The sequence below is a fragment of the Legionella parisiensis genome (genome assembly GCF_001467945.1).
Taxonomy (GTDB): domain Bacteria; phylum Pseudomonadota; class Gammaproteobacteria; order Legionellales; family Legionellaceae; genus Legionella; species Legionella parisiensis.
The window spans coordinates 2,564,565-2,586,586 of record NZ_LNYQ01000013.1; the positions used below are offsets into that span (position 1 = coordinate 2,564,565).

Here is a 22,022-nt window from a genome sequence, read left to right on the forward strand (position 1 = left end):
TTTTTGCCCGTCTTAGACAGAACTTAAACGATTTTTCTATTGAACAAACACAAAATCCTGATGAAGTTAAATCATAACCTATCTGAAAACAGCATCGAAATGATGAATAATAAATTGAATCAATATAAAAAATATAATTATGAACAAAGGAACAACCAAAGATAGACTCCCTCTATTAATTGGCTTTACCCCGGTGTTTATATTGACATTCATACTGTCTGTATTCGTTGAATCATAAAAAGTGTCTTTATCCACAACAATGGCTTGTGGTGGTAATTGAGCGGATGCGGTTTTGATGCGATTGTGTTTTTTTACAGCAGTACCTATAGCCAAGAATTCAATTAAACCATTACCCAATTGATACACATAGGTTTTAACCCCTACTACATCATCTGCACCTATCAACTGGGCTTCTTCATTGATAATTGCTAACGCGTTCTCACGCGCATGATAAATCATACGTGTCAGTTCGTTAATTTCACCACGAACAAATGCTTTAATTGCTGAAGTAAATCCTCCGACTAATCCTAAAGAGTAAACAGAGGTGCCTAATAATAATTTCACAGGAGCATATCCTAAACGAGCCATATTCCACATTTCAATATTTGTCATATCACTGGTAACTACATCATGATTTGCGTCTGTTATTAATTGAGGATTATGAGAAGCAGTTCCTATCATGAGCATTTCATTAACACCGCCAAAAGGCAAAACAGTTGTCTTAATTCCAAGTACTGCATTTGCTTTGTATCGTCGCGCATGAGCAATGATGCGATTTAATGCCAAATGTCTTGTTTTATTGAAAATATCTGAGTATTCCTTAATTTCGCCGCGCCCCAAAGTTTTTAAACTACCGATTAGCCCTCGGCCTAACCCCATAGAATATGCGACATTACCAAAAGAAAAACAAATTGGTTTATAACCCGCATCAAGCTGGGCATATAATTCCTGGCCATCCGCTGAAGTTGAAAACTGTTCATTATCCGCCCCACTGTCAGCATAACTTACTGAACCTATTGATAAAAATTCAACATTTGCCCCATGGAGAATCAATTGACTGGTAACCCCCGTAATCCCTGTTGCATTTTTGCTCACAGCCTCTTCCAGCAAGCGCTTATATGCGGTTTCTCTACCTTCTTCTATGAGCGAAGTAATCTGTGTTAACTTCGCTTTAAAACCCGAACCGACACTACCTATAATTCCCAAGGAATGGACACTATTTCCTACAACAATAGACCCAGGAGAATAATTTTTAAGTTGTAAACAAAATATTTCATTTCCAGATAATCCTGTGGTCATGGTCATAACTTTATTCCTTAAAAATTATAATGTTATACATAGTGTAGTTAGTATTTACAGATCTTCTTTGAGGAAAACGAATAGTTAAGGAGTTATCTTCGCATGGGAAATCTACCAAGCACTTCTCTCGATTGATGAATTATCCTGCAAAAAAGGAGTAAAGAGTTCTAGAACCCATGGATATAAAAAGATTCTAGTCCTTTTGGCATAGGATGCTCCTCTTTATGATCTTCCAGATAACTCTGCTTTCCTATCTCTTTGATAAGGTGATTAATTAGGACTCAGTAGACGATAAATATCCAGAGGATCTTCATCCTGATTGTGCAATTGTTTTTGATACGCATTATTGAATTGATAAGCCATATAAACAAGCGTTAAACCCAAAGCAATTGGCCACGACGCTACGGCTGCAGTAATAATAAATGCTATTCCACCCACATTGAATGCCAAACTTTTCCAGAATTCGCAGTAGTCTTTATTACACTCTTCATTGATTTTTCTTAAGAGTTGGTGATGATGCTCATCATCCAGAACGTTACCATTTGCCAACTCACGCCGTACGGCAATAGAGGATTTTTGATATTTCTTATATTCTTCCGAAGTGTTATACAATGCATTCCCTAGCATACTAAACAATGCAAGTCCGGCTAAAGCAAGTGGTCCGGTGCATAATAGACTAATTGCAAAACAGGTGGCAATTATATTTGCCCCCAAAACGTTAATTGCAAAATAAGCACTTTGAGCCTCCCATTCATCGTTCAATATATCAATCTGGCGCTGGATAATTGCGTGCTCGTAAACTGTTGCTTTTTTTAATTGCTCTTGCAACTCATGCATACGCTCATGATATTGACGCGCTTCAAAAATCCATTGAGCTAAAAGCAAAAATGTATCAAACGTCAAAAAAGCAAGCGTGATGAGGGGAACGGCCGTATCAGCAATGTGAAAAAAATTATTATATGTGGTCAATAAACCCACTACTGCCCAAACCAAATCATTGGCCATCGCAAAGCCACGCTTTTCCATTTCTTGTTTCAGCACTTTCCTTGTTGATAATTCGTCGCTTATTGCCGACTCGACAATATGTTTGATCATCAATATTAAATTGATGAAAAAACGAAGTGCATAGAGCGAAATACCCAGATCAGTAATAGCTTCTCGTGATTTGTTTAAAAAATTAATACCTTCTTTAAAACTGTATTGATTGCCAAGAACTTTATTAATCTCTTGAATCAACTCAGAAATAGAACTCTTTTGTAGATAAGTAATTGCATAATTTGCTAAACCACGACTATAGGAAAATTGAGACCGTTTGGTATTTATAGTGCCAATATATTGGCGCAGCTTGGAAATGCTGGTAAACGAAGACAGGTACCCCTGAGCATTCGTCCGTATTTCCTCTTGCATAAACTCAGAGAAGACCTCAATTGAATTTTGTTTTTCTTGTAAGCACCCTACTTTATAAAATTCTTCTATTTTTTTTCGACATTCTCTTAATTTTTCCAAATCAGAAGTTACATAATCCAGCTCATAATAAGAAATCAGAAAATCGCACAAAAAGCCCAGATAAAGCACTGCAGGGCCATCTTCCGTCCAATTTGATTTATTGGATATAATTAGTTGGTATAAAGACGAGAACTCGTATTTTAATTGGTCTAGATGAAACTCTTCTTCTTTAAAAGAAAAATCGGTTTTTTTAAATGAACTATTAAAAAAGGCATGTTTTATGAGACTAATTTTTGATTTTCCCATACAAAACTCATTGAGATGAATTGGGAGAAATTGTTCAATTGTACTATGGATTATCAATAACATATTAAAACAATAGTGTTAATTTTCTGCAAAAAAATAGTTAAAAATAGAAAAAATGTTTAAAAGCAAAAATCAACCGAAGAGGTTAAGAACATAAATACCCTCTTTTTTTTCTAAAAACTAATTGATACACTCATTGCCTCAAATATCCATAAATCCGAGATATAAAGTTGATTTTTGATGCAAATAATCCCTCTGATTCCATTGAAAAAAATTCATTAGGAAAAGAGAAGGTAGTAATTATCATTCCGACGCATAATGAAGCGCCAGTCATTCAAACAACAGTAGAGCAAGTTTTTACAGCGGTAGAACTCATTGAGCAATACGATATACATATTTTAATTTTTGATAGTGCTTCTACCGATGATACCCAACAAATTGTTACCTCATTGCAGAACAATTATCCGAAATTGCACTTACAAAATGAATCCACCAAATCTGGACTTGGTTCAGCATATTTGCAAGCCATGAATTTTGCGCTAGTTTCTTTGAATGCAGACATTATCTTTGAATTTGATGCCGATCTTTCCCATCAACCGAAATATATTCGTCCAATGTTGGACATGTTGCAAACCTGTGATTGTGTGTTGGGAAGCCGTTATGTGAATGGAGGGAGTATTCCGAAAAACTGGGAATTGCATCGCAAATTATTCTCTATTTTGGGTAATTATGTTGCCAGAGCGGTGCTGACACCCAAATACAAGGATTTTACCAGCGGTTTTCGCGCTACTCGGCGGCAACAGCTTATAAAAATTCTACCACATCGATTCCTTACGAATCACTATGCATATAAAATGCAGTTGCTTTGGCTTTTGCATAAAAATAAAGCAAAAATTCGTGAGTATCCTATTGATTTTATCGATCGAAACACTGGGTACAGTAAATTACCTAAAAACAGCATTGGCGATTCTTTACGCGTCGTTTTTACTTTGCGTTATCATGAGGCCAGGCGCTATTTAAAAATGTGTCTCGTTGGCTCCTTGGGTATTTTTGTACAGTTTATTACTTATAATGTATTGCGTGGATATTTTCAGTTTTCTCCTTTCGAGGCCTCACAAATTGCAGTATGTACAGCAATCATTAATAATTTCATTTTGAATAACAAGCTTACTTTTAACGTGAAGCATAAATTGCACTGGTCTTTAAAAATAAAGCGCCTTATCCTTTTTACCATTTATTCAGTGTTTATAATAAATTTGCAAAGTTATTGGTTGCGAGTTGGAGTTCTTTGCTTTGGCAGTGGGGCATTGCGCGAAAATATAATCATGGGTTTTGGCATAGGGTTAATCTCTCTTTTAAATTACTATGCTTATTCTCGGCATATCTGGGCAGAAAAACTTGTCCCTAGTAATTGAAGATGAGCTTGTTCATGATAAAAAATCTGAAGAACATCATTTCACCTTTAGGCATTCTGCTGGGAAATGCGGGTATGTCAGGCGCAAATAACAAGATCATTTCGTGCGACTTTTTTAACTCACGAAATGTCTACCTGTTTTTAACCGTCTATTTTACCATCCTATTATTGATAGCACCGATTAACGTATTATCTCTTGATACTTACTATTATTGGGACTGGAGCCGCCATTTGGCGCTATCCTATTATGATGGCTCACCCATGATTGCCTATTTTATTAGAATTGCAACTTCGTTATTTGGAAATAACCTGTTTGCGTTGAGTTGTGTAGGTATCACCGTAAGTGCACTTAGCAGTTGGCTTATTTATAAGAGTGCCCGATTTTTTTTATCCCAGAAAGCAAGTTTTATCGCCATGCTATCATGGCTGTTTTCTCCGCTTGTCACTTTGGATATTTTAAGACAAACCACCTATGACACGCCCCTTGCTTTATTTTGGGCATCAACCTTGTATTTTACTGTAAAATTTATCCAAACAAATAGAGTAAGAGATCTCTATTTCATCGGGGTCAGTGCCGGATTAATGATGTTATCCAAATATTCCGGAATCGTTTTAATACTTTCCCTGCTTATTTTTTTAATTTTCACTTACCGCTCAGTTTTTAAAACAAAACATTTTTATTTCGCTACACTTCTCGCCATTATTATTTTTAGTCCTGTGATTCTATGGAATTATCAAAATAATTGGCAATCATTTATTTATCAATTAACCACTCATAAACTCCGGCATGAGATAAACCCCTTTTATCATACGATAAAAACGTTCTTTACCCAATTTGTGCCCTCACTCAATATGATGCTTCTCCCTCCTTTTTTAGTTCGAAACCATAAAATGGATAAGAAAAGTGCATTAATTGTGACCTTATGCCGAATCGTTTGTATTACTTTTCTTTGTTTTTACTTATATACATCCAGCAAAGCCGAGATCCGAGAGTTCTGGCTCACACCGTATCTAATGAGCAGTGCCATTTTATTGGGATATTGGGCTACTTCAGACCATAATCGTAAATTCGCCATATTATTAATCATGTTTTATGCCGTAATTAGCCTTTTCGTTTTAATTGATAACACGTCCAAATTTAATGTGATCAAATCAAAGAAACTTGTTGTTTACCATTTAATCCAAAAATTAAACTTTACCTACCCTCAATTACCCGACACGATTTTTACATCAGGTTGGTTTGCAGCACGTATGCTCTTCTTCCTCGAAAATAAACCGACCATTTATACCTTAGGTTGTGATACCGCTCAAAATCAATATGCTCTATGGAGCGCTGACATCAATAAAAAAATTGCGGATAAAATATTAAAAGAAGCATTGTATATCGACCGATACGACAGGCAGAGTTGCTTGGAAAAATATTTTGATCGCTGTCAAAAAATACCTACGCAAACGTACCTTTTTAGGCATAAGGAATATGCGCTTAATGTTTATAAATGCCAGAACTTTTAAAAACTCATTGCAAAATCGATTACTTGAAGTTGATCAACAGTAATCTGTTTTTCAAGTTGTGAATAGAGATGGATAAAATCATGCATTTGAGATTACTACATAATAGAGTTTACAGTTGACTAATCTTCTTTTAATGTATCTATCGAAATATGTTACCATCCATGTTATTAGAATTTGATAAAGGACTATCGATGCTTAAATTACTCTGTCTTTTTATTGCATTGTTTTCTTCGGTTTGTTTTGCTGATGAAAAAGAAATTGCAATTACAATGGATGATTTGCCCCTTGTTGCTTCAAGAATGAATACCCCAGGAAATAGAGAACGATCAACAGAACGTTTTACGCAAATTGTGCAAACTTTTCAAAAATACAAAGTCCCAGCTACAGGCTTTGTGATAGCAGGGGCAATAGAAAAAGGTCAATGGGACTTCCTTGAGCAATTTCGTCAAGCAGGCTTTATGTTAGGCAATCACACTTATTCACATTATAATCTTAATCAAATGAGTGCCGAAAAATACCTTGCTGATTTGGAGCGCGCCGATAAAATTCTTACTCCCATCATGACCCAACCAAAATATTTTCGGTATCCCTATCTTGCAGAAGGCACTAAAGCCAAAAAGCAACAAGTATATGATTACCTCAAGGAGCATAATTACACCATTGCACCAGTAACCATTGATAGTAAAGATTTTGACTTTAATGCAATGCTTTATAAAGTTCCATATCGGTCTCGAGTAGATTACATTCAAAAATTAAAACCTCGCTATTTGGCTTATATATGGAAACAAACCTTAAGAGCTGAAAAACGCTCTAAAGGGAAAAATGCCAAACAAATATTATTAATTCATGCAAATCTTCTAAATAGTTACGTATTAGGTGATGTTTTGGAAATGTATCAAAAAAATGGATATAAATTTATCAGTCTGACTGAGGCCCTGAAAAACCCAGCTCCTATCATCAACTTCTCTCCTTCTCTGAAAAAAGATACTTTGGGTGAAGAATTAGAGAACCAACTTCTCAATATCCCCAAGTCAAAAGAAAATTATGTGACACCTTAAAACACCAATTGTTTTTTTAGTCGGGGGATAGCAAAGTAGAACCTGGGGCTAGAATGTTATGAGGCATGATTTTTTAAACAGGAGGTTGTAATGTTAATACTCGCTATTGTTTTATTTCTTGCTGCAGTGGTTTGTGGTTTTTTTCTTTTGACCGCAATTTTGCAAGATAGGCCGGTTAATCAAAAAGCAAAGGCTTTTCATGGCATTTTTGCAGGATTAGGGCTACTTATTATGATTGTATACATGCTTACATTTATGTCAGGCCAACCATCCCTTTTTATTGCAAGCTTAGTTATCTTGATTGGTGCCGCAGTAGGAGGGTTAACATTGGTTACGCTTGCCAGGAAAGTGAAAAAGGTCCCTAAATTAGCAGTACTGGTTCATCCAATCATTGCCATTGCCGGATTAATTGCCTTGATAATCTATGTCATGCCCTAAATTATTCGGGTTCAAACTTATTTATTAACAGGCGTTCACGAAGAGATAGAACCAGTGCTTTTGGTGCTTTCTCTGGTGAGCCCGAATTAAATGGCGGTTCAGGATCATATTCCAAGCCAAGTTGTAAGCTTTGCGCTACGTTTATATCAGCAAGTTTTGCAGCAAGATATAATGCCATATCAATACCTGCTGAAACACCAGCTGCTGTAATGATTTTTCCATCCTCAACAAACCGCTTGTGTGTAGGTATTGCTCCCCAGTTTTTTAAGCGATTCATTACAGCCCAATGAGTGGTCGCATTAATTCCTGATAAAATCCCTGCTGCACCTAAGATTAAGCTTCCAGTACAGACCGAGGTAGTCCATAAGGTATGTTCATGAGTTGCTTTAACCCATGCAAGTATTTCAGGAAATTCACGCAATGCGGTTGCATTACCAGCCCCTGGAACCAATAAAACATCGGTATGTGAAATATCGGTTATTGCATGCTCAGCAATCAGAGTAAGTCCGGAACATGTACGTACCGGTCCTGAGTTTAGGCCAACCCTTTGCACCACAACTTCTGGTAAACGACTTAGTACCTCATAAGGGCCAATTGCATCCAGAACAGTCATTCCTTCATAAAATAAAAAAGTAATGTGCAGTGGTTTATGCATCTCTATTTATCCCTTCTTAACAAATTGAGATTTTAATTTCATGGCGCCAACTCCATCAATTTTACAATCGATATCATGATCACCATCAACCAAACGAATGTTTTTTACTTTAGTACCAATTTTTACTACTTGTGATGACCCTTTTATCTTGAGATCTTTAATTACTGTCACTGTATCCCCATCCTGGAGAATCTGACCATGCGCATCTTTGATAATTCGTTGCTCATCATGTCCGTGTTCTTCTGCTCCATCTTTTGCCCATTCATAGGAGCATTCTGGACAAATGAATTGATTACCATCTTCATAAGTATATTCTGAATTACATTGAGGACATTGGGGCATCTGGGGCATTATTATTCCAATTCAAAAAAATTAACAATTTAGACCGGATAGTATACCAAAAACGCTTGATTAGTCTCCAACAACAGTAATAACCAGATGACGTTTTTGTGATTGATAGCGATGCTCGTAAAGATAAATTCCTTGCCATGTCCCCAACGTTAATTTTCCACTTTGAATTGGAATGGTTAAGCTTGTTTGAGTTAACACAGTACGAACATGTGCAGGCATATCATCCTTACCTTCACTCACATGTTTAAAAAGAGGATCACCATCAGGAACTAACCGCACCATGAAATTTTCCAAATCCATACGAACCTGAGGATCATAATTTTCACAAAGCATCAAAGAAGCACTGGTATGTTTGAGAAATAAATGGCATAAGCCCTGTTGGATTGTGACTTTCGCCAGAATATTTTTTATTGCATCAGTTATATCCTGAGTGCCGCGACCTGTGGTATTAAAGGAAATGGGAAACTGTTCAATTTTCATAAAATTCAATTCATTAAGTGTTCGTTGCTTTTAGGGTCCATTACATTCCTACTATCGCAAAATTTTACGCTTCGATTCAAAACAAATCATCAGGTGCTACCTCACTATTGATAACCCTAATTAGTTTATGTCTTGATTTATCCCCGCGCTGTAATTCAACTTTTTTTATTGGTACCTGAAATATCTGCGCAATATACTTCAACAATACTTTGTTGGCACGACCTTCAATTGGCGGTGCATTTAAGCGAATTTTAAGTTCACCCTCATAAATCCCGACAATCTCTGTTTTTTTGGCACCTGGCTGAACATATAAGTGAAGGGTTAAACCTTCAGCTTCGTGTTTATACCACACGGTATTATTCCTGGAATTTTTTTATAAATAATTTCTAGTAAAAACTGTCATGGTTCATCCTTTATCAATTAACTTTTTTAAAAATCTGTAAATCCTCATCATTAAACCCATGATATAGATCATTTTTTGTTTTTACTCTTACCAGAGCCAAAATGTGAGATAAAGTGATAAAAAATTGTTTTTTCCCCATTCCATATTATAAGTCTCAGGGTTATGTTGATAAAGAATTCAACAATCCTTAACTTGCTAGTACCTCCTTCCCCCATCTCATTTATGAACAGCATCTAATCCTTTTATTCTGTTCCGCAACCTCCAAACCCAATGTAGCAGTCAATGCAGTTTGGTAACCCAAAGGATGAATAAAGGCTCTCGATTACTGCTTTGCCATTTCTTAAACCAGAGGTTAAAGCCTTCATCAATGTTACAATAGATTATACAAATTAAATGATTTATTGATAGCTTACAAGATAGAATGAAAAATTCTTAAGATCTGTTTCCATCTGGGCTCAATCTAGAAAATGGAAACAGACGCCAGGATTTGATTGCCCAGGTTACAATCCCCGATTCAATCACATTAATTTAACTTGAAAAACCAATGGTACTCACAACCTTATCCATACTTTCTAAAGTGCTCGTATAATTCTTATCGAGCAACTTCATATCCTCTTCCAATTTATGACGATTAAGTTCATCCATTTGTTCTTTTGTTTTTTGCATTTCATGGGTATGGGAGAAAAATGAGTCAACATGAGTCGCAATACTCACCCCATTTTTTCCAATTTGAGATTGAAACCATGATTTCGTGTTAGGAGCAGGATTCTCTTTAGTGATTAAACGCACAGGAAGCGTTCCATCGCTCAACGCTTCAGAAAGATTATCTCCTGCTTTTTCTAATCGTTCGAGTAAGGTGGGATCATCGGTTGCAATTGCATATCGTATGGTTGCATCCCGAATGATAGTAAGCATTTTCGTGTAATTTTCTAGCTTACCTTTTGCTGCCCTTTCCAAATTTTTTTTGGCTATTGTATAAGCTAATTTATCACCATCCAAAACTATGCGTTTATCTTCAGCAAAAATTTCCAATATATCTGGGCGTCCTGTAGAAAGAATTGCTCCAACAGTTGTTTGGGTAGCCTCTGGGCTTTTATTTTCAAAACTAAGATCGGGATGTTTTGCAATAAATTGAATTAGATCCAAGGGGGGAACTAGAGCAAGAACAACCCTCATAAGAAGTGTCCTGCCATTGTTATTTACTGCGTTCACCAACTCTGGATGGTGGGTAATCAGTGTTTTAACTTTTTCATATTCTTTTTTACTTACAGCCTCCCATAATGCATCTTCATAAATTGACGGCATTTTTTTCTCTCCCTATCATAAAAAATTGGTTTAATTATACCAAAAAATGGGAGCATGCTGTCATATAATATTCCAATGATTAGGAAAAATGGATTACATTCCCACACTTTTTTGATGTTTATTTTGGGAATGAAGCATTGAGGCAAGGCTATCTTTTACATGGTTTAAGGGATCATAATCAATTCCTAAATCACATGCATCACAAATTTTTTGAATATGAGTTGGGCTCGCTTTATCAAATCCCATTGATTTTGCATCTTTAATAAGAGTTTCGATTTTTCCTATTTTTTCTGCAATTTTAGGCTCGACCTCTTCATTCAAGTCACTAAGAACACTGGATAACTCTTTTAGTGCCGATTCATAATTGCGTTGTTTTTCCGAATCAAATTCAATAAGTTCAGTCCCATCACTTACAGCGCTCACAAAAAAACCATATCGTTCGACCTGTGCTGATTTTTTAGAGGATACGGACTCATGCTGCTCTGTGCTTTTTAGCTTGATAACAGGTTTATCTAATTCTGCTTCATTGTTTTGTTTTTCAGGTAAATGTATCGGTTCAATCCTTTCACCTTCTGGTTGAAGCTGTTTTGCCTCTGCAAGCTCATCAGTTGGCATACTTGATTTTCCCTTGATGACTAGCTCTTTAGGCTCAGGAACATTGGATTTAGAAGATTCAGAACCCCTATCAACCGTTTCTTGTAAAGAATTATGTGAAGTGGGAATCATGGTATCAATACTATCTTGTGGAGCAACAAACATTTGTTTCAAAAAGTATACATTGAGGTCAAAACACTTTTTTGCTTCATCCGATAGTATTGGTTTAATAATACTCGCTATCGTTTCCAAGTCTTTATTGCATGCGCTTAATAAAATTTGGGTTGATTCATAACGCTCAACTGTTCTTAATTTTACTTTATACTCGTGTAATCGAAGCAACGAAGCATCCAATTTGCTTATTTGTTTTTCATCCAGATCATCGGCAGGGCACTTCTTTAATTCATCAATAATTAAGCTCAAACCACTATCGATGTCATCCAAAGCATGAGCACGTGCATTTTCATATTGAGTAGATAGCGTCTCCTTCTCTCTCTGCCACTCAGCTTTAATTGCTTGGCTTTCTTTTTCAAAGTTTTTGACAATTTCATGATGTTCCTCATAAATCATTTGCAATTGTGGTGATTCGTGACGAACCTCTTCAAAAAAAGCATCGAAAGCCTCTTGAGCTTCTTTAAGTTTTCCTTGTTTCACTTGGTACTGTTGCTCCATGAGCTCCAACTCTGACGAGACTCCATCCAATGGATCCACCTGAGCATACTCTAATTCCATTTCATTTTTCATTGTAATTAAAGTGTTATACAGTGTAATTGCCTTTTGCTTTGTTTCTTCACAAATATATTCATCTTGAGAAATTAAATTTAATGCCTTTTGCATCAAGACAATATGTTCTTCATAAGATGTATCAATGAGTTTAATTTGCTTTACATGATGGATGTGAGTAATTCGCTCCATTTCCTCTTCATAATATTGATACAAACTCATATTCGTTATACCGTAAAGCGACTTTTCCCATTCTGATGTAGGTAGATGTGGTGGTTTAGGTGCCTCAGATTGGAGTGTTGATGATTGTTTTTTTGGGGGGATAAATAAAAATTTTTGTATATTTGCTGCGGCAGCTTGTGCGCACTCTTTTTCAATTTCTTCAAGTAATGCAATTTCTTTTGTCAATAAATGCTTATCTTTGAAAAGTTCGCGAATGATATCAAAACGCCCACTAACCGTCAGAAAAAAGAGCAAATTATGTTCGCACACATGCACGAATTCTTTAAAAATTTGTTCGTTTTGATGAATTACGTCATTTTTATTTTGAATCGCATTAAGCCTTCTGAGCCATCCTAAATAAGAAACCAAAAGCGGATAAGTTGCCTCGGATAACTCACGCTGTTTCAGGATTAAATCACTTGGATTGCCCATTACCCGTTTTAAATGTTCATCTGGTGATATATGAAGTATTCCCATCATTCACTACCTGATTTATGTTTATATTTTATCAAAGTATAGTATTTTTTATATTTACTGCGATTATTGTGTCTAATTTGCAAATTATTTGACAATGAGTGATGGTGATGGCTAAAAGAAGTAAAAGTGAACTTGACAGTTTAATGTCGTACGTTTTTAGGAAGGTAATTCATTACGCAATAGCTCAAACATTTAGCATTGATAATTTCAAGATCTCGAAAATAGGTGATCTCTGCTAAATAAAAATCAAAAGTTTCCTGAATTGCTTCAAAATATCCTTTAATTACCACTGAGTAGCGCATTTTAGCTGTATAGTGTAGCTCGAGTAATTTAGAATATAAGAAAGTTATTTCATATGCACATTGTGTATGTGCCGTTAAAGCAACATCAAAACAATTTGCTTCAAGTAATTTATTTTTTAGCTTATTTATGTTGCCGATCATATTGGAAAGGTAAAAGTTAATTTTTTCCATTTCTGCTTTATAAACCCCACCCAGTACATCAGGTACAGAATGGAGCATTTCACGTAAGAAATTCAAATCCGCAATGTAATTTCCTAATACGTTAGTTTTCTTCATTTCAATAAATCGTGCTTGCCATTCTATCAAGTGCATCACAGTACGTTTATATGCGATCAGTTCTTTTTCTTTAGAATTATCCAGGGTAGGAAGTTTTTTACTGACTTTTAAGTGCTCTATCCGTCCAATCACCATAAAACATGCATTTTTAATATCTTCAAAAGTTAATGATTCAAATTTATTGGTTTCAATTTTTTCACCAATCGCATCAATAACCTTTACTACTTCAGGAGATAACATTGCCGTTCCAGATTTCAATATCACCTTGATCTGATTATAGTTCAATATTTAAACAATAAAGGAGCTCGCCTTTTGAATTTGTGATATTGAGTAAACCTCTTTCCAAACTCGCTGCATTAGAGTTTGGAAGGAAAGCGAGCACATGGAGCTTTTTTTGTAACTTATGTAGCTCTTTTTACCAGCGCTACAAATTTATTACATAAAAAGTTCCATAGTTTTGTTTGTTTGATCCGATAGATCAGCTTGTGGATGCCTGATTTCTGACCGTATCGCGGGTTTCAGTGCTACTTGGGGAATAGGTTGCGCTTGTTTCATTTTAATGACGGATAGCTGTTTCTCAAATTCCAAAAGTTCAGATGGGTTAGTAATTCGCATAACATAAATCCCACCTTTTTTCTGTTCCTCATCAATTTTCTCATTGAGAAATGCAACTTGTTGTTTCAAAGACTCTACTTGTTCTGCTATCTGTTGCCGCAAGTTACCAAGCTCGGAGGCTAGTACACCTTGCTTCTTTTCAATATCTGGACGAAATGCATGGATCAAATTGCCTTCGGGTCTTCTTAATAATTCATTAAAATCCAAACGCCAATCTTCCATATCTTCTGGAGTAAAGACATAGCTTGCCACATAAGAAGAAATACTCCCCCAGACAGTTTTAGGTTTCATGCCTTCAACCATCCGCCCATGCAAATCCATAAATCCGATTTTTAAAATGATATCCTGAATTTTATCGATTTCTTCTGGTTGCAAATCAGGAAACTTAAATGTTTTGATTAACTCTCTATCGAGAAAACTATTGCGGACTTTTTCAGAAAAGGAGCTTAAATCTTTAGGTATTTGCTCGGCCACATATTCTTTTAAAACCAGAACTTCATTAACCTGGTCCTGAAATTTCTTAGGAAATAGCTCTATGTTCGGTTTAATTTTTGCTCCAAATTGAAGCAGGGGTAATTGCTCTTTTATCAATCGGTCAAAAGCTAAAAGTTGCTCATTCACTTTGACTAGTCTCGCTTCCAAAATTTTTCGCTCTTCGGTTAGCTCGTGAGCACGAGAATTATATTGGGTAAAATTATGGAGTAAAGGATGCGAACCAGTACCTTTGATCACTAAATCAAAATAATCACTAAAACCATTATGTCCTTCTTTTAGCCTAACCTCTTTCACAGCAAACCCGTTTAATCCATTAAGTTTTTCTTTAAGATTATCCGCCTTACGTGTCAAAAACTTACTCGTATTAAGTAACTCCTTATGATCCTGGCTAAATTTTTCACAAAGATTGCGAACCTCTCCTCGCAGACGAATTGCAAACTCTTGTAGCTTAGAACTTGTTCTCGTCAAATCTCCTACTTTATCTGCGAGAAAATAATACATTTCATAAAAACCATAGATCGTGTTATTTTCTGCTTGCATTGCGTTTAATGTGCTCTTAATCGCATTCCATTGACCATTTTTTTGTAATAGAGGTTCTTCCTCCTCAATAACTTGAATCGCAAAATCCAGTTTTCCTTTCATCACTTCATACAGAGACGCCTCTTTACAATCATGTATAAAATCAGCATCCAATTCATTTTCATTGGAACTCATCGCCGCTAATCCATCAAGAGTAGCTAGAGTTCCTTTAATTAAAGTACGTATGTTATGGAAGCCAAAAGAAAATATCCATAAACCTTCCAGTTGCACTTCATGTTTTATCAATACAGTATACAAGTTCTTAATCGCACTTTGCCTTTCAGGTAACGTTTTAGCACCTTTTAAAATGTAGGTGGCATTCAATATGGCGTCCGCAGCATCAGTAACAGCAGAACATTCGAGTAAATATCCTAAGCCGCGATGTTCTTTCATTGCCCAAGATAGGCTGCTTTCCAAATCGACAACAATTTCTGCCGCCACTTGATCCAAATAAATTGTTTTTAATTCCCGCAACTCCTCTGTTTCTTCAAGATCGGCTTGTTGATACACCCTTAACAATTCTTGAATTATTGGCTGCATGGCATATTTTTCAGCAAATCGATCTTCAGGCAAATAATTCGCATAATCAATTAAAAGATCAATGAGAATATCTAAATTCGTTGCTCGCTCAATTTGTCTAACCAATAATGATTGCGTGGTTTTATTTAAATAAGCATTATTTTTTATAATACGGCAAATATCTGCAGCAAATAGTTTTACCTGGCTTTTAACAAAGGCACCACAATAAGCCTCTACATTGCCATCAGTAAAGCGCAGCATCGCTCCGTTTACTTCCAATCCAGATTCAACATAACGACGCGTCTTTTTCTTCTGAGCAAGCATTTCTTTTTTGCTTTCATATTCTGCCAATCGATGAAGCTGCAATTGTTCACTTAATGACACTCCATCCAGATAATGAAACCTCAGCGCATTGACTGAATCTTCTACAAGGAAAGGCTTAGCCTTTTCTTTAAGAAAGTCACATTGCTGCTCCCAAATCACATTGACCGCAACTTCATAGGCAGCCACTGCGTCATCCAGTGTTCTCGTAAGTAATTCTTTATTAACATTACGACGCACATAAGGATTGGAATATTTTTTCTGGGGATCAGAATGCGCAAGACATTCGGCCCATTGTTCACTCAAAACAAGAATCAAGTCATCTCTTTGGACCAATAACTCAGCATCCAATGTTTTCCATTCAGATTTTGGATAAACAAGATGTAAAAATTCTTTCCATTCCTTGAATTGCTGTAGAACTACCTGTTGTATATTAGAAGCTGTTTGAATGTAATGACGCTCAACCGCAATATCCTCATTTCGTTGCCTTTTTACCTGCGCTAATTCAACAAGCATTTCCTCACGGCCCTCATCGGACTGATAGAAACAAGATTGTGATAAAAATGATCCATACTCTTCATAAATTACAATATGCCTACCTGGTTTATCATTTCCGGCAATATGATTCATAATTTGCTGCGTATCATGAGGAGTATTCAATTCAGTCTGAATCGTCAAAAACCCTTTAGTATGCTTTGTATCAAAAGAAGATTTTTGTCCGAGTCTTGAAGTAACAATAGTTATTGTATTTTCTTTGCCGCACTGATTTTTTATCCAGTTTTCTTGTAACTTGCCAGCATCTTTAAATGCAGCAATATTTTTTTTAGTAAATAGCTCTTTCAGTTTTCCTTCAAGGAATTCTACCTCATGAGCGTCTTTAGCAAGGATAACAATAGGTTGTCCATTTTTTGCTTGCTTGATGGCTTCAATAAGAGCTTGTAAATGAGCTTCTTTATTAACAGTTTCCTTTGCAACTAATTCTTTAGGCTTATTTTTTTGATGAGCAGGTATTTGACACGTAACAGTCATGTCAAACTTGCTGCATTGTTCAACTAATCCATCTCGTCTTTCTAAGTCTCTGGAAATACTAATAATACGCCCTTGCTTTTTATAGTCATCAATGAACTCTTTAGTTGAAACAGAATCAACAAAACGCATCTCTGGTCCAATAACGAACTCCCAATCGGGATGTTCTATTTGTAATCGGGCATGCAAAAATTGATGTTCCATAAAGGTGAAACCGATTTGGCGCGTTTTTTGACTTAGGGGAATAGCAACATGCTGTACTGTTTCAGAAGGTGGAATAACAAAATCTTCACCTTCAACGAAACGTTGAGCTGTTACTGCTGAATTAATCCATAAATTAAGTTTATCCTTTGGTAAAGTATTTAACTGTGCTCTATGCAAGCCCGTAGGAGCATACCGGTACAAAAATTCTTTTAGCTTATCTACATCCTGGTCCGTGCTCCAACCGTTATTCAAATCTAAAATATTGAATTGTTCCTGATCAATAAATTCATTAACTAAAAAATAAATCCATGTGTAAGGATTATTCTCACTACCCTCATCGTCTTTAGCCCTAATAGCAAGATTAAATAAAATTCTTTCATCTAATTCTGAAAAATCAGATCCATAAAGGATTAAGTTACTTGATGCAGCACGACTATCCTTGTAAGCGGTTAAGTTTTCATTTTCAGCTTTGGCCCGAGAACGATATAACGCTAGGTCACCTATAGTGGAATAGTTTATCCCGCCAACTTTATAGGTTCCTTTGGGAGCACCTATCTCAATGCTACTTGAAGCAATACCCAGATAAGCAAAAAAATCTTTGGCATGATTTTTATAACTTTGAGCCATGACCTCACGAGCGGGTGCACACACATCAACTGTCCCCCCATCAGCCTCAACCCATTGCATTACTGCAAATAATGCAGCTGCAATACTATTACTTTCTTCACCATCAATTTCCATCAGCATATTGCTTTGCTGATTTTTTAATGACATTAAAACCGCAATAAGCTGTGTGGTATCAACAAATTTTCCCGTAGTCCGGTAATATTGTTCACGTAATACAGCAAGTAGCCTTAATTGGATTTTTAGCTTCTCATGAGCATCAAGATCCGGTTCTCTTAGTCCAGCAATCAATGTATCTGATAGTTCACGCAACTCGGTGCGACTTATTTTAGTTAAATTTTTATAGACTTTAATGTGTTTCGCCGTTGAGTCATCGTCCACAACCAGAGTTAAAGGCTTCGCTCTTCCTATCGCATTAATATAGGTAACTTGTTGGGCTAGATCATACTGCTCCTGGCTACTTAAAGAAGTTCCTGAAAAAATATTTTTAATGTCCGCGATGACTCGTTTCACTTGCGAGGTCTCAAATTGCTCATCAAGAACTTGTTCCGAGTCTTTTAGAACCACATCAGATGCATTTTTTTTAGGAACGCGCCCTGCTTTTGGATCTTTATCAAATTCATCAACATAAGTTCTGAGATCCTGAACATACCCATTTAATATTTTGATAAATGGTTCTATCTCTGGGTAAGGCGGATAATCAAATAATAGTACGATTTCCTGTAAATATTGTTGATTTAATTCAAGCCCTGCCAGCACGTCTAACAGGCGATGAATGTTTTTATCGGTTACATGCTCTTGCAGTATAAGCAATATTTTTGCCCAATTATTTAACTCGGAATCATCTGTTGCTTCCAACTTATTGACTACGTTGTAAAAGCGGGTCAACTCAGTCTTGTTGCCTTTAGTGCAAGTTTTTAATAATAAAGTAAGCAATGGGACCAATGATGGTACTGTCGTTTTGGCCTGGGTAATTGATGTGATTTTATCAATGACATTTTGAAGTATTTGCTCATCAACATCTGGACCTGCTATTTCTATTACGTGAATCAGCGTATCGAACAAAACTTCGGAATGCTTTTCATCTACATCAGTTAAGGACTTCAATCCTATCATTTCTTTTAATGGAAATACGGATTTCTGGCTTAAATTATGAGCGAATGAACAACGCAATAAGTTGTCATATGCCTCTTTCCCAAGATCTTCTCGGTATTTTGTTAAATAAGCAACCTCGCTCAAAGCATTACGTAACTGCTCCGCTGTATATTTTGGTGATTCTTTTAATATTTTGTATAAAATAGCTAAGGACGATGCAACTGAAACCGTTTTTCCTTGACTCAAAGTATCCAGTAAATCCTTCATCTGAACCGCAGTTAAAAAAGATTTTTCAGGCACTATGGACTTAATTCCATCAGTTAATAATGCAATACAACGGTGAAACTCAATGTTGTTTTGGTTTTTAATGCGAGTTAAGGAATTAATTAAACCATTCACGATATCTAATTGCTGCCCCAATTCCTGCAGTGACTCGTCGATGGGTCGGTCGATATTTAATTCTTTAATTTGCTCCAATAGAAAGTTATCAAAATCCTGATTTGTTTGTAATGGCTTTAACGCGGCAATTAAACTCGATAGATAATTGGCTTCTATTCTAGGTTTCAAAACAGACAAGTAGGATTTTTTTGTAAAAAATTCAGCCCCCAATGCTTGATTCATTTGTATTCTTTCTTGAGGAAATCCTGATAACGTCCAAGCAAACCACCTACTACCCAATAAATTCTTAGCTTCCTGCTCCGCTTCAGCCAATGACTCGAAGATCATTGTTGGGCTAGGGGGCTCTCGATCCAAATAGTGTAATACACAATAATGGGAATCCATCCAGGATTCCAAATATCCTTGTAATTTTTCCGGTAAATTCGCAAGCTTACTCTCGAGTTGCCATTCCTTATAACTTTGTCTCAGTATGCTAAAAAGATTAATTGCTGTTTCGTTAACTGGCTCTTCCCCTATTTTTAGATCTGCTAATTCAGTACGGACAATTGCAAGAATCCCTGCTTTTTGATTTTCAAAGACTGGCAGTACACTCAACTCCGCTTCTGCCTCTGTCACTGAATCAACAGTTTTTTTCAGTTGTTCCAGGGAAGGTAATCGATAAGAAGCTTCAATATTTATATCAGCGAGAATAGATAATAACTGTCGCCTACGTTCGGCCTGCATGTCATGTACAGCCTGTGCAAGAGTTTTTATTTTTATCTCGAATTCGCTATCGTCTTGATCATGTCCTGTAGCTTCTGATATTTCATCGCTACATAATGAAAGAAGTACCACAAACTGAGAAAGTGATTCGGGTTGATCGTGAAACAGATCCGGCAGAAATTGATTCAGTTTAGAAGGAGCAACCAAATGCTTTAGCAAAACTGGCAAAGCAAATTTTTGAATAGGAACAGTAGATGTCTGCTCTATGGCACAACGTCTTCGATAATTATCGATAACTATTGATGCCGCATTATTGTATTCACCCATGAATTTTAAAGCAAACGAACTCATCTCCAGAAAGTCTTGCCTTGCTACGTCTGCGACTTTTGCCATTTGCATAGGGAATAAGAAATCAATAACCTGATTCAACTCATCAGCAGTGGGCATTGATTCCCAATGGCAACGCTCCAGTGAGCCCAAAAAAGCGAGAAGTACTGTCGATAATTGACTGTTTAAGTGTTCGTCAAATTCCTCAGTAATTGTAATGAATTGATTGAGCAAACGCTTAACCTGGGCAAAAGGATTTTCGGTTTTAGTGCAAGCCCGTTGTCCCGTAGTTACTAAAGCAATCATACTAAGTAATAATATTTTATTCTGCTTATTCAGCTTTTGATTGCTACTAATGTCCTGTTCAATATTTTCATATTCATTGAGACTAAATGCCCATTCCTGTCCGCCAATAAAACGATAAAAACGAGCAACAATTTCCTCATATGGAAGGTCCAAATGGCCTAACCACGCACTCACTTCCTTCGGCATTGTGGGGGTTGAATAATCAAAGCCCCCCTCATCGACCTTGGGTTTTAAATTCATTTGCCTTGCTACCAGCTTATAGCCGTTATAACAACTGGCATGGTAAGCTGCCTCAAGATCTAGCCCATCTAAATAAGTAAGTTGCTCTTCCGGGTCACTACTGTTATTTATGATGAACAGTAAGCGATCTAATGTGTGCTTCATATTTCTGATATTTTCTAAAGTACAGGAGAAGGGTAACTTCAGTTTCTTCCTCTCCAGTTGCTCCAGAAAATAATTATATGCTACAAATAAATCGTTGAAGTCAGTATAATCTCCCGCAGCTTTATGTTGAGAAACTAAAGTAACCCACCATATTTTCTCCTCACCACTTAATTCACTCAATTTTTTAAGGTTTGCCAAACCTTGGGGCGACATCAATGCAAGATAATTCTCAGGCTTATCGAGAAATAGCGCATCAAAGTCTCTAAAAAATTCCTTATCATGTAAGACTTTAAGTTGTTGCAATAAAAGTAACACACCATCAGAACCAGTATGAGTTAATACTTGAACAAGACCTTTATAGTGCTGGTCAGATAGAGGTATGGTTTGGAGTAAGCTTTTTATCCTCTTTAATTTGGGTCCATTATTTTCTGTCAACTCAGTCAAGAATAAAATAAAAGCCGCTTGACGTTGTTCAGTCGAGCTATTATCACTCAGTAAATAATTAAACGCTGTTCTATCACGATCCAAGCTTTTAAAATCTTTTTTCAAGAGACTAAATTGACGATAAGAACCTACTATGTTGCGCGCGTTTTCTTCCGCAAACCCAGGGTCGAGTGTCAAAGGAGTTCTTTCGGGGTGTTGATATTGTGGCTCCTCTTTATTTTTGCGCTTCCGCTGAGTTACTTTTTTTTGTTGTTGCGGCTTTTCATGTTGCGATGGAATTTGATATTGAAGTTGTAAACCCATGCTGTTTTTTTCTATGCCATCAACCCAATTCTTTTTAGTTTTTCGAATTCTATTGGCTTGAGGATGAAAAAAAAATACAGAGTTAAAGAGCTCAGCAATTTGTTGTTGGAATTCGAAAGAAAATTTTTGTCGTTTACTTATCAGATATGCATTATCAAAAGCTAACTGGTATCGCATCTGCAGGGGAATAACTTCGAATTTGTAAAGTCTAGTACGCTCTGGCCTTGAAAGAAAATCAACCAACTTACTGAGGTCTTCTCGGTGAAATTCATTACAATTTAAAAATACAGTGACTTCTTCAGAAACCAACTTATCTTGCTCGTATTTAGTTTCTAAATAGTCAGTAAAATCCCCGATATTATTAAAATTATCTTTGCCCACAGTGATTTTCATACAACCATGTCCCCCAAATAATAAA

At 36.3% G+C, this 22,022-nt stretch carries 14 protein-coding genes; 4 read left to right on the top strand and 10 right to left on the bottom strand.

Annotation, left to right across the window (positions count from 1 at the left end):
- Positions 1–78: 78 nt before the first annotated feature.
- The gene (locus tag Lpar_RS17425) at positions 79–1,305 is read right to left on the bottom strand and encodes a heavy metal-binding domain-containing protein (RefSeq protein WP_058519029.1); all 1,227 of its coding nucleotides are present in this window, start codon (positions 1,303–1,305) and stop codon (positions 79–81) included.
- Positions 1,306–1,569: 264 nt separating this feature from the next.
- On the bottom strand, positions 1,570–3,051 hold the full coding sequence (locus tag Lpar_RS17430) for a hypothetical protein (protein ID WP_058519030.1): 1,482 nt from the start codon (positions 3,049–3,051) through the stop codon (positions 1,570–1,572).
- A gap of 230 nt (positions 3,052–3,281) precedes the next feature.
- On the opposite strand from Lpar_RS17430, the gene Lpar_RS17435 reads away from it, so the two are divergent.
- The 4 genes from Lpar_RS17435 to Lpar_RS17450 all read left to right on the top strand — a co-directional run bounded on the left by Lpar_RS17435 (position 3,282) and on the right by Lpar_RS17450 (position 7,473).
- Positions 3,282–4,466 (top strand): glycosyltransferase family 2 protein, encoded by a 1,185-nt coding sequence (locus Lpar_RS17435; protein ID WP_058519031.1) that lies wholly within the window; start codon positions 3,282–3,284, stop codon positions 4,464–4,466.
- Between the two features lie 14 nt (positions 4,467–4,480).
- Positions 4,481–5,977, top strand: a complete 1,497-nt coding sequence (locus tag Lpar_RS17440) for a glycosyltransferase family 39 protein (RefSeq protein WP_058519032.1) — start codon at positions 4,481–4,483, stop codon at positions 5,975–5,977.
- A gap of 191 nt (positions 5,978–6,168) precedes the next feature.
- On the top strand, positions 6,169–7,035 hold the full coding sequence (locus tag Lpar_RS17445) for a polysaccharide deacetylase family protein (protein ID WP_058519033.1): 867 nt from the start codon (positions 6,169–6,171) through the stop codon (positions 7,033–7,035).
- A 90-nt stretch (positions 7,036–7,125) separates the two neighbouring features.
- Positions 7,126–7,473 carry a hypothetical protein gene (locus tag Lpar_RS17450; RefSeq protein WP_058519034.1) on the top strand — a complete coding sequence of 116 codons (348 nt, stop codon included), beginning with the start codon at positions 7,126–7,128 and terminating at the stop codon, positions 7,471–7,473.
- A 1-nt stretch (position 7,474) separates the two neighbouring features.
- Here Lpar_RS17450 and Lpar_RS17455 read toward each other — a convergent pair whose 3' ends face one another.
- From Lpar_RS17455 to Lpar_RS17490, 8 genes are all read right to left on the bottom strand, one after another.
- Positions 7,475–8,128, bottom strand: coding sequence for a DJ-1/PfpI family protein (locus Lpar_RS17455; protein ID WP_058519035.1), 654 nt, complete (start codon positions 8,126–8,128; stop codon positions 7,475–7,477).
- Positions 8,129–8,134: 6 nt separating this feature from the next.
- Positions 8,135–8,479: a zinc ribbon domain-containing protein YjdM gene (locus Lpar_RS17460; RefSeq protein WP_058519036.1), complete on the bottom strand. Its 345-nt coding sequence runs from the start codon at positions 8,477–8,479 to the stop codon at positions 8,135–8,137.
- Positions 8,480–8,539: 60 nt separating this feature from the next.
- Positions 8,540–8,959 (bottom strand): secondary thiamine-phosphate synthase enzyme YjbQ, encoded by a 420-nt coding sequence (locus Lpar_RS17465; RefSeq protein ID WP_058519037.1) that lies wholly within the window; start codon positions 8,957–8,959, stop codon positions 8,540–8,542.
- Positions 8,960–9,035: 76 nt separating this feature from the next.
- Complete coding sequence (locus tag Lpar_RS17470) at positions 9,036–9,311, bottom strand: DUF167 domain-containing protein (RefSeq protein ID WP_058519038.1); 276 nt, start codon at positions 9,309–9,311, stop codon at positions 9,036–9,038.
- 579 nt (positions 9,312–9,890) lie between these two features.
- Positions 9,891–10,667: a hypothetical protein gene (locus tag Lpar_RS17475; RefSeq protein ID WP_058519039.1), complete on the bottom strand. Its 777-nt coding sequence runs from the start codon at positions 10,665–10,667 to the stop codon at positions 9,891–9,893.
- Positions 10,668–10,760: 93 nt separating this feature from the next.
- Complete coding sequence (locus Lpar_RS17480) at positions 10,761–12,686, bottom strand: hypothetical protein (RefSeq protein WP_237759439.1); 1,926 nt, start codon at positions 12,684–12,686, stop codon at positions 10,761–10,763.
- Positions 12,687–12,823: 137 nt separating this feature from the next.
- A complete protein-coding gene (locus tag Lpar_RS17485) occupies positions 12,824–13,501 on the bottom strand; it encodes a hypothetical protein (protein ID WP_058519041.1) in 678 nt (225 codons plus the stop codon).
- A gap of 195 nt (positions 13,502–13,696) precedes the next feature.
- Positions 13,697–21,997, bottom strand: a complete 8,301-nt coding sequence (locus Lpar_RS17490) for a hypothetical protein (RefSeq protein WP_058519042.1) — start codon at positions 21,995–21,997, stop codon at positions 13,697–13,699.
- Positions 21,998–22,022: the final 25 nt, after the last annotated feature.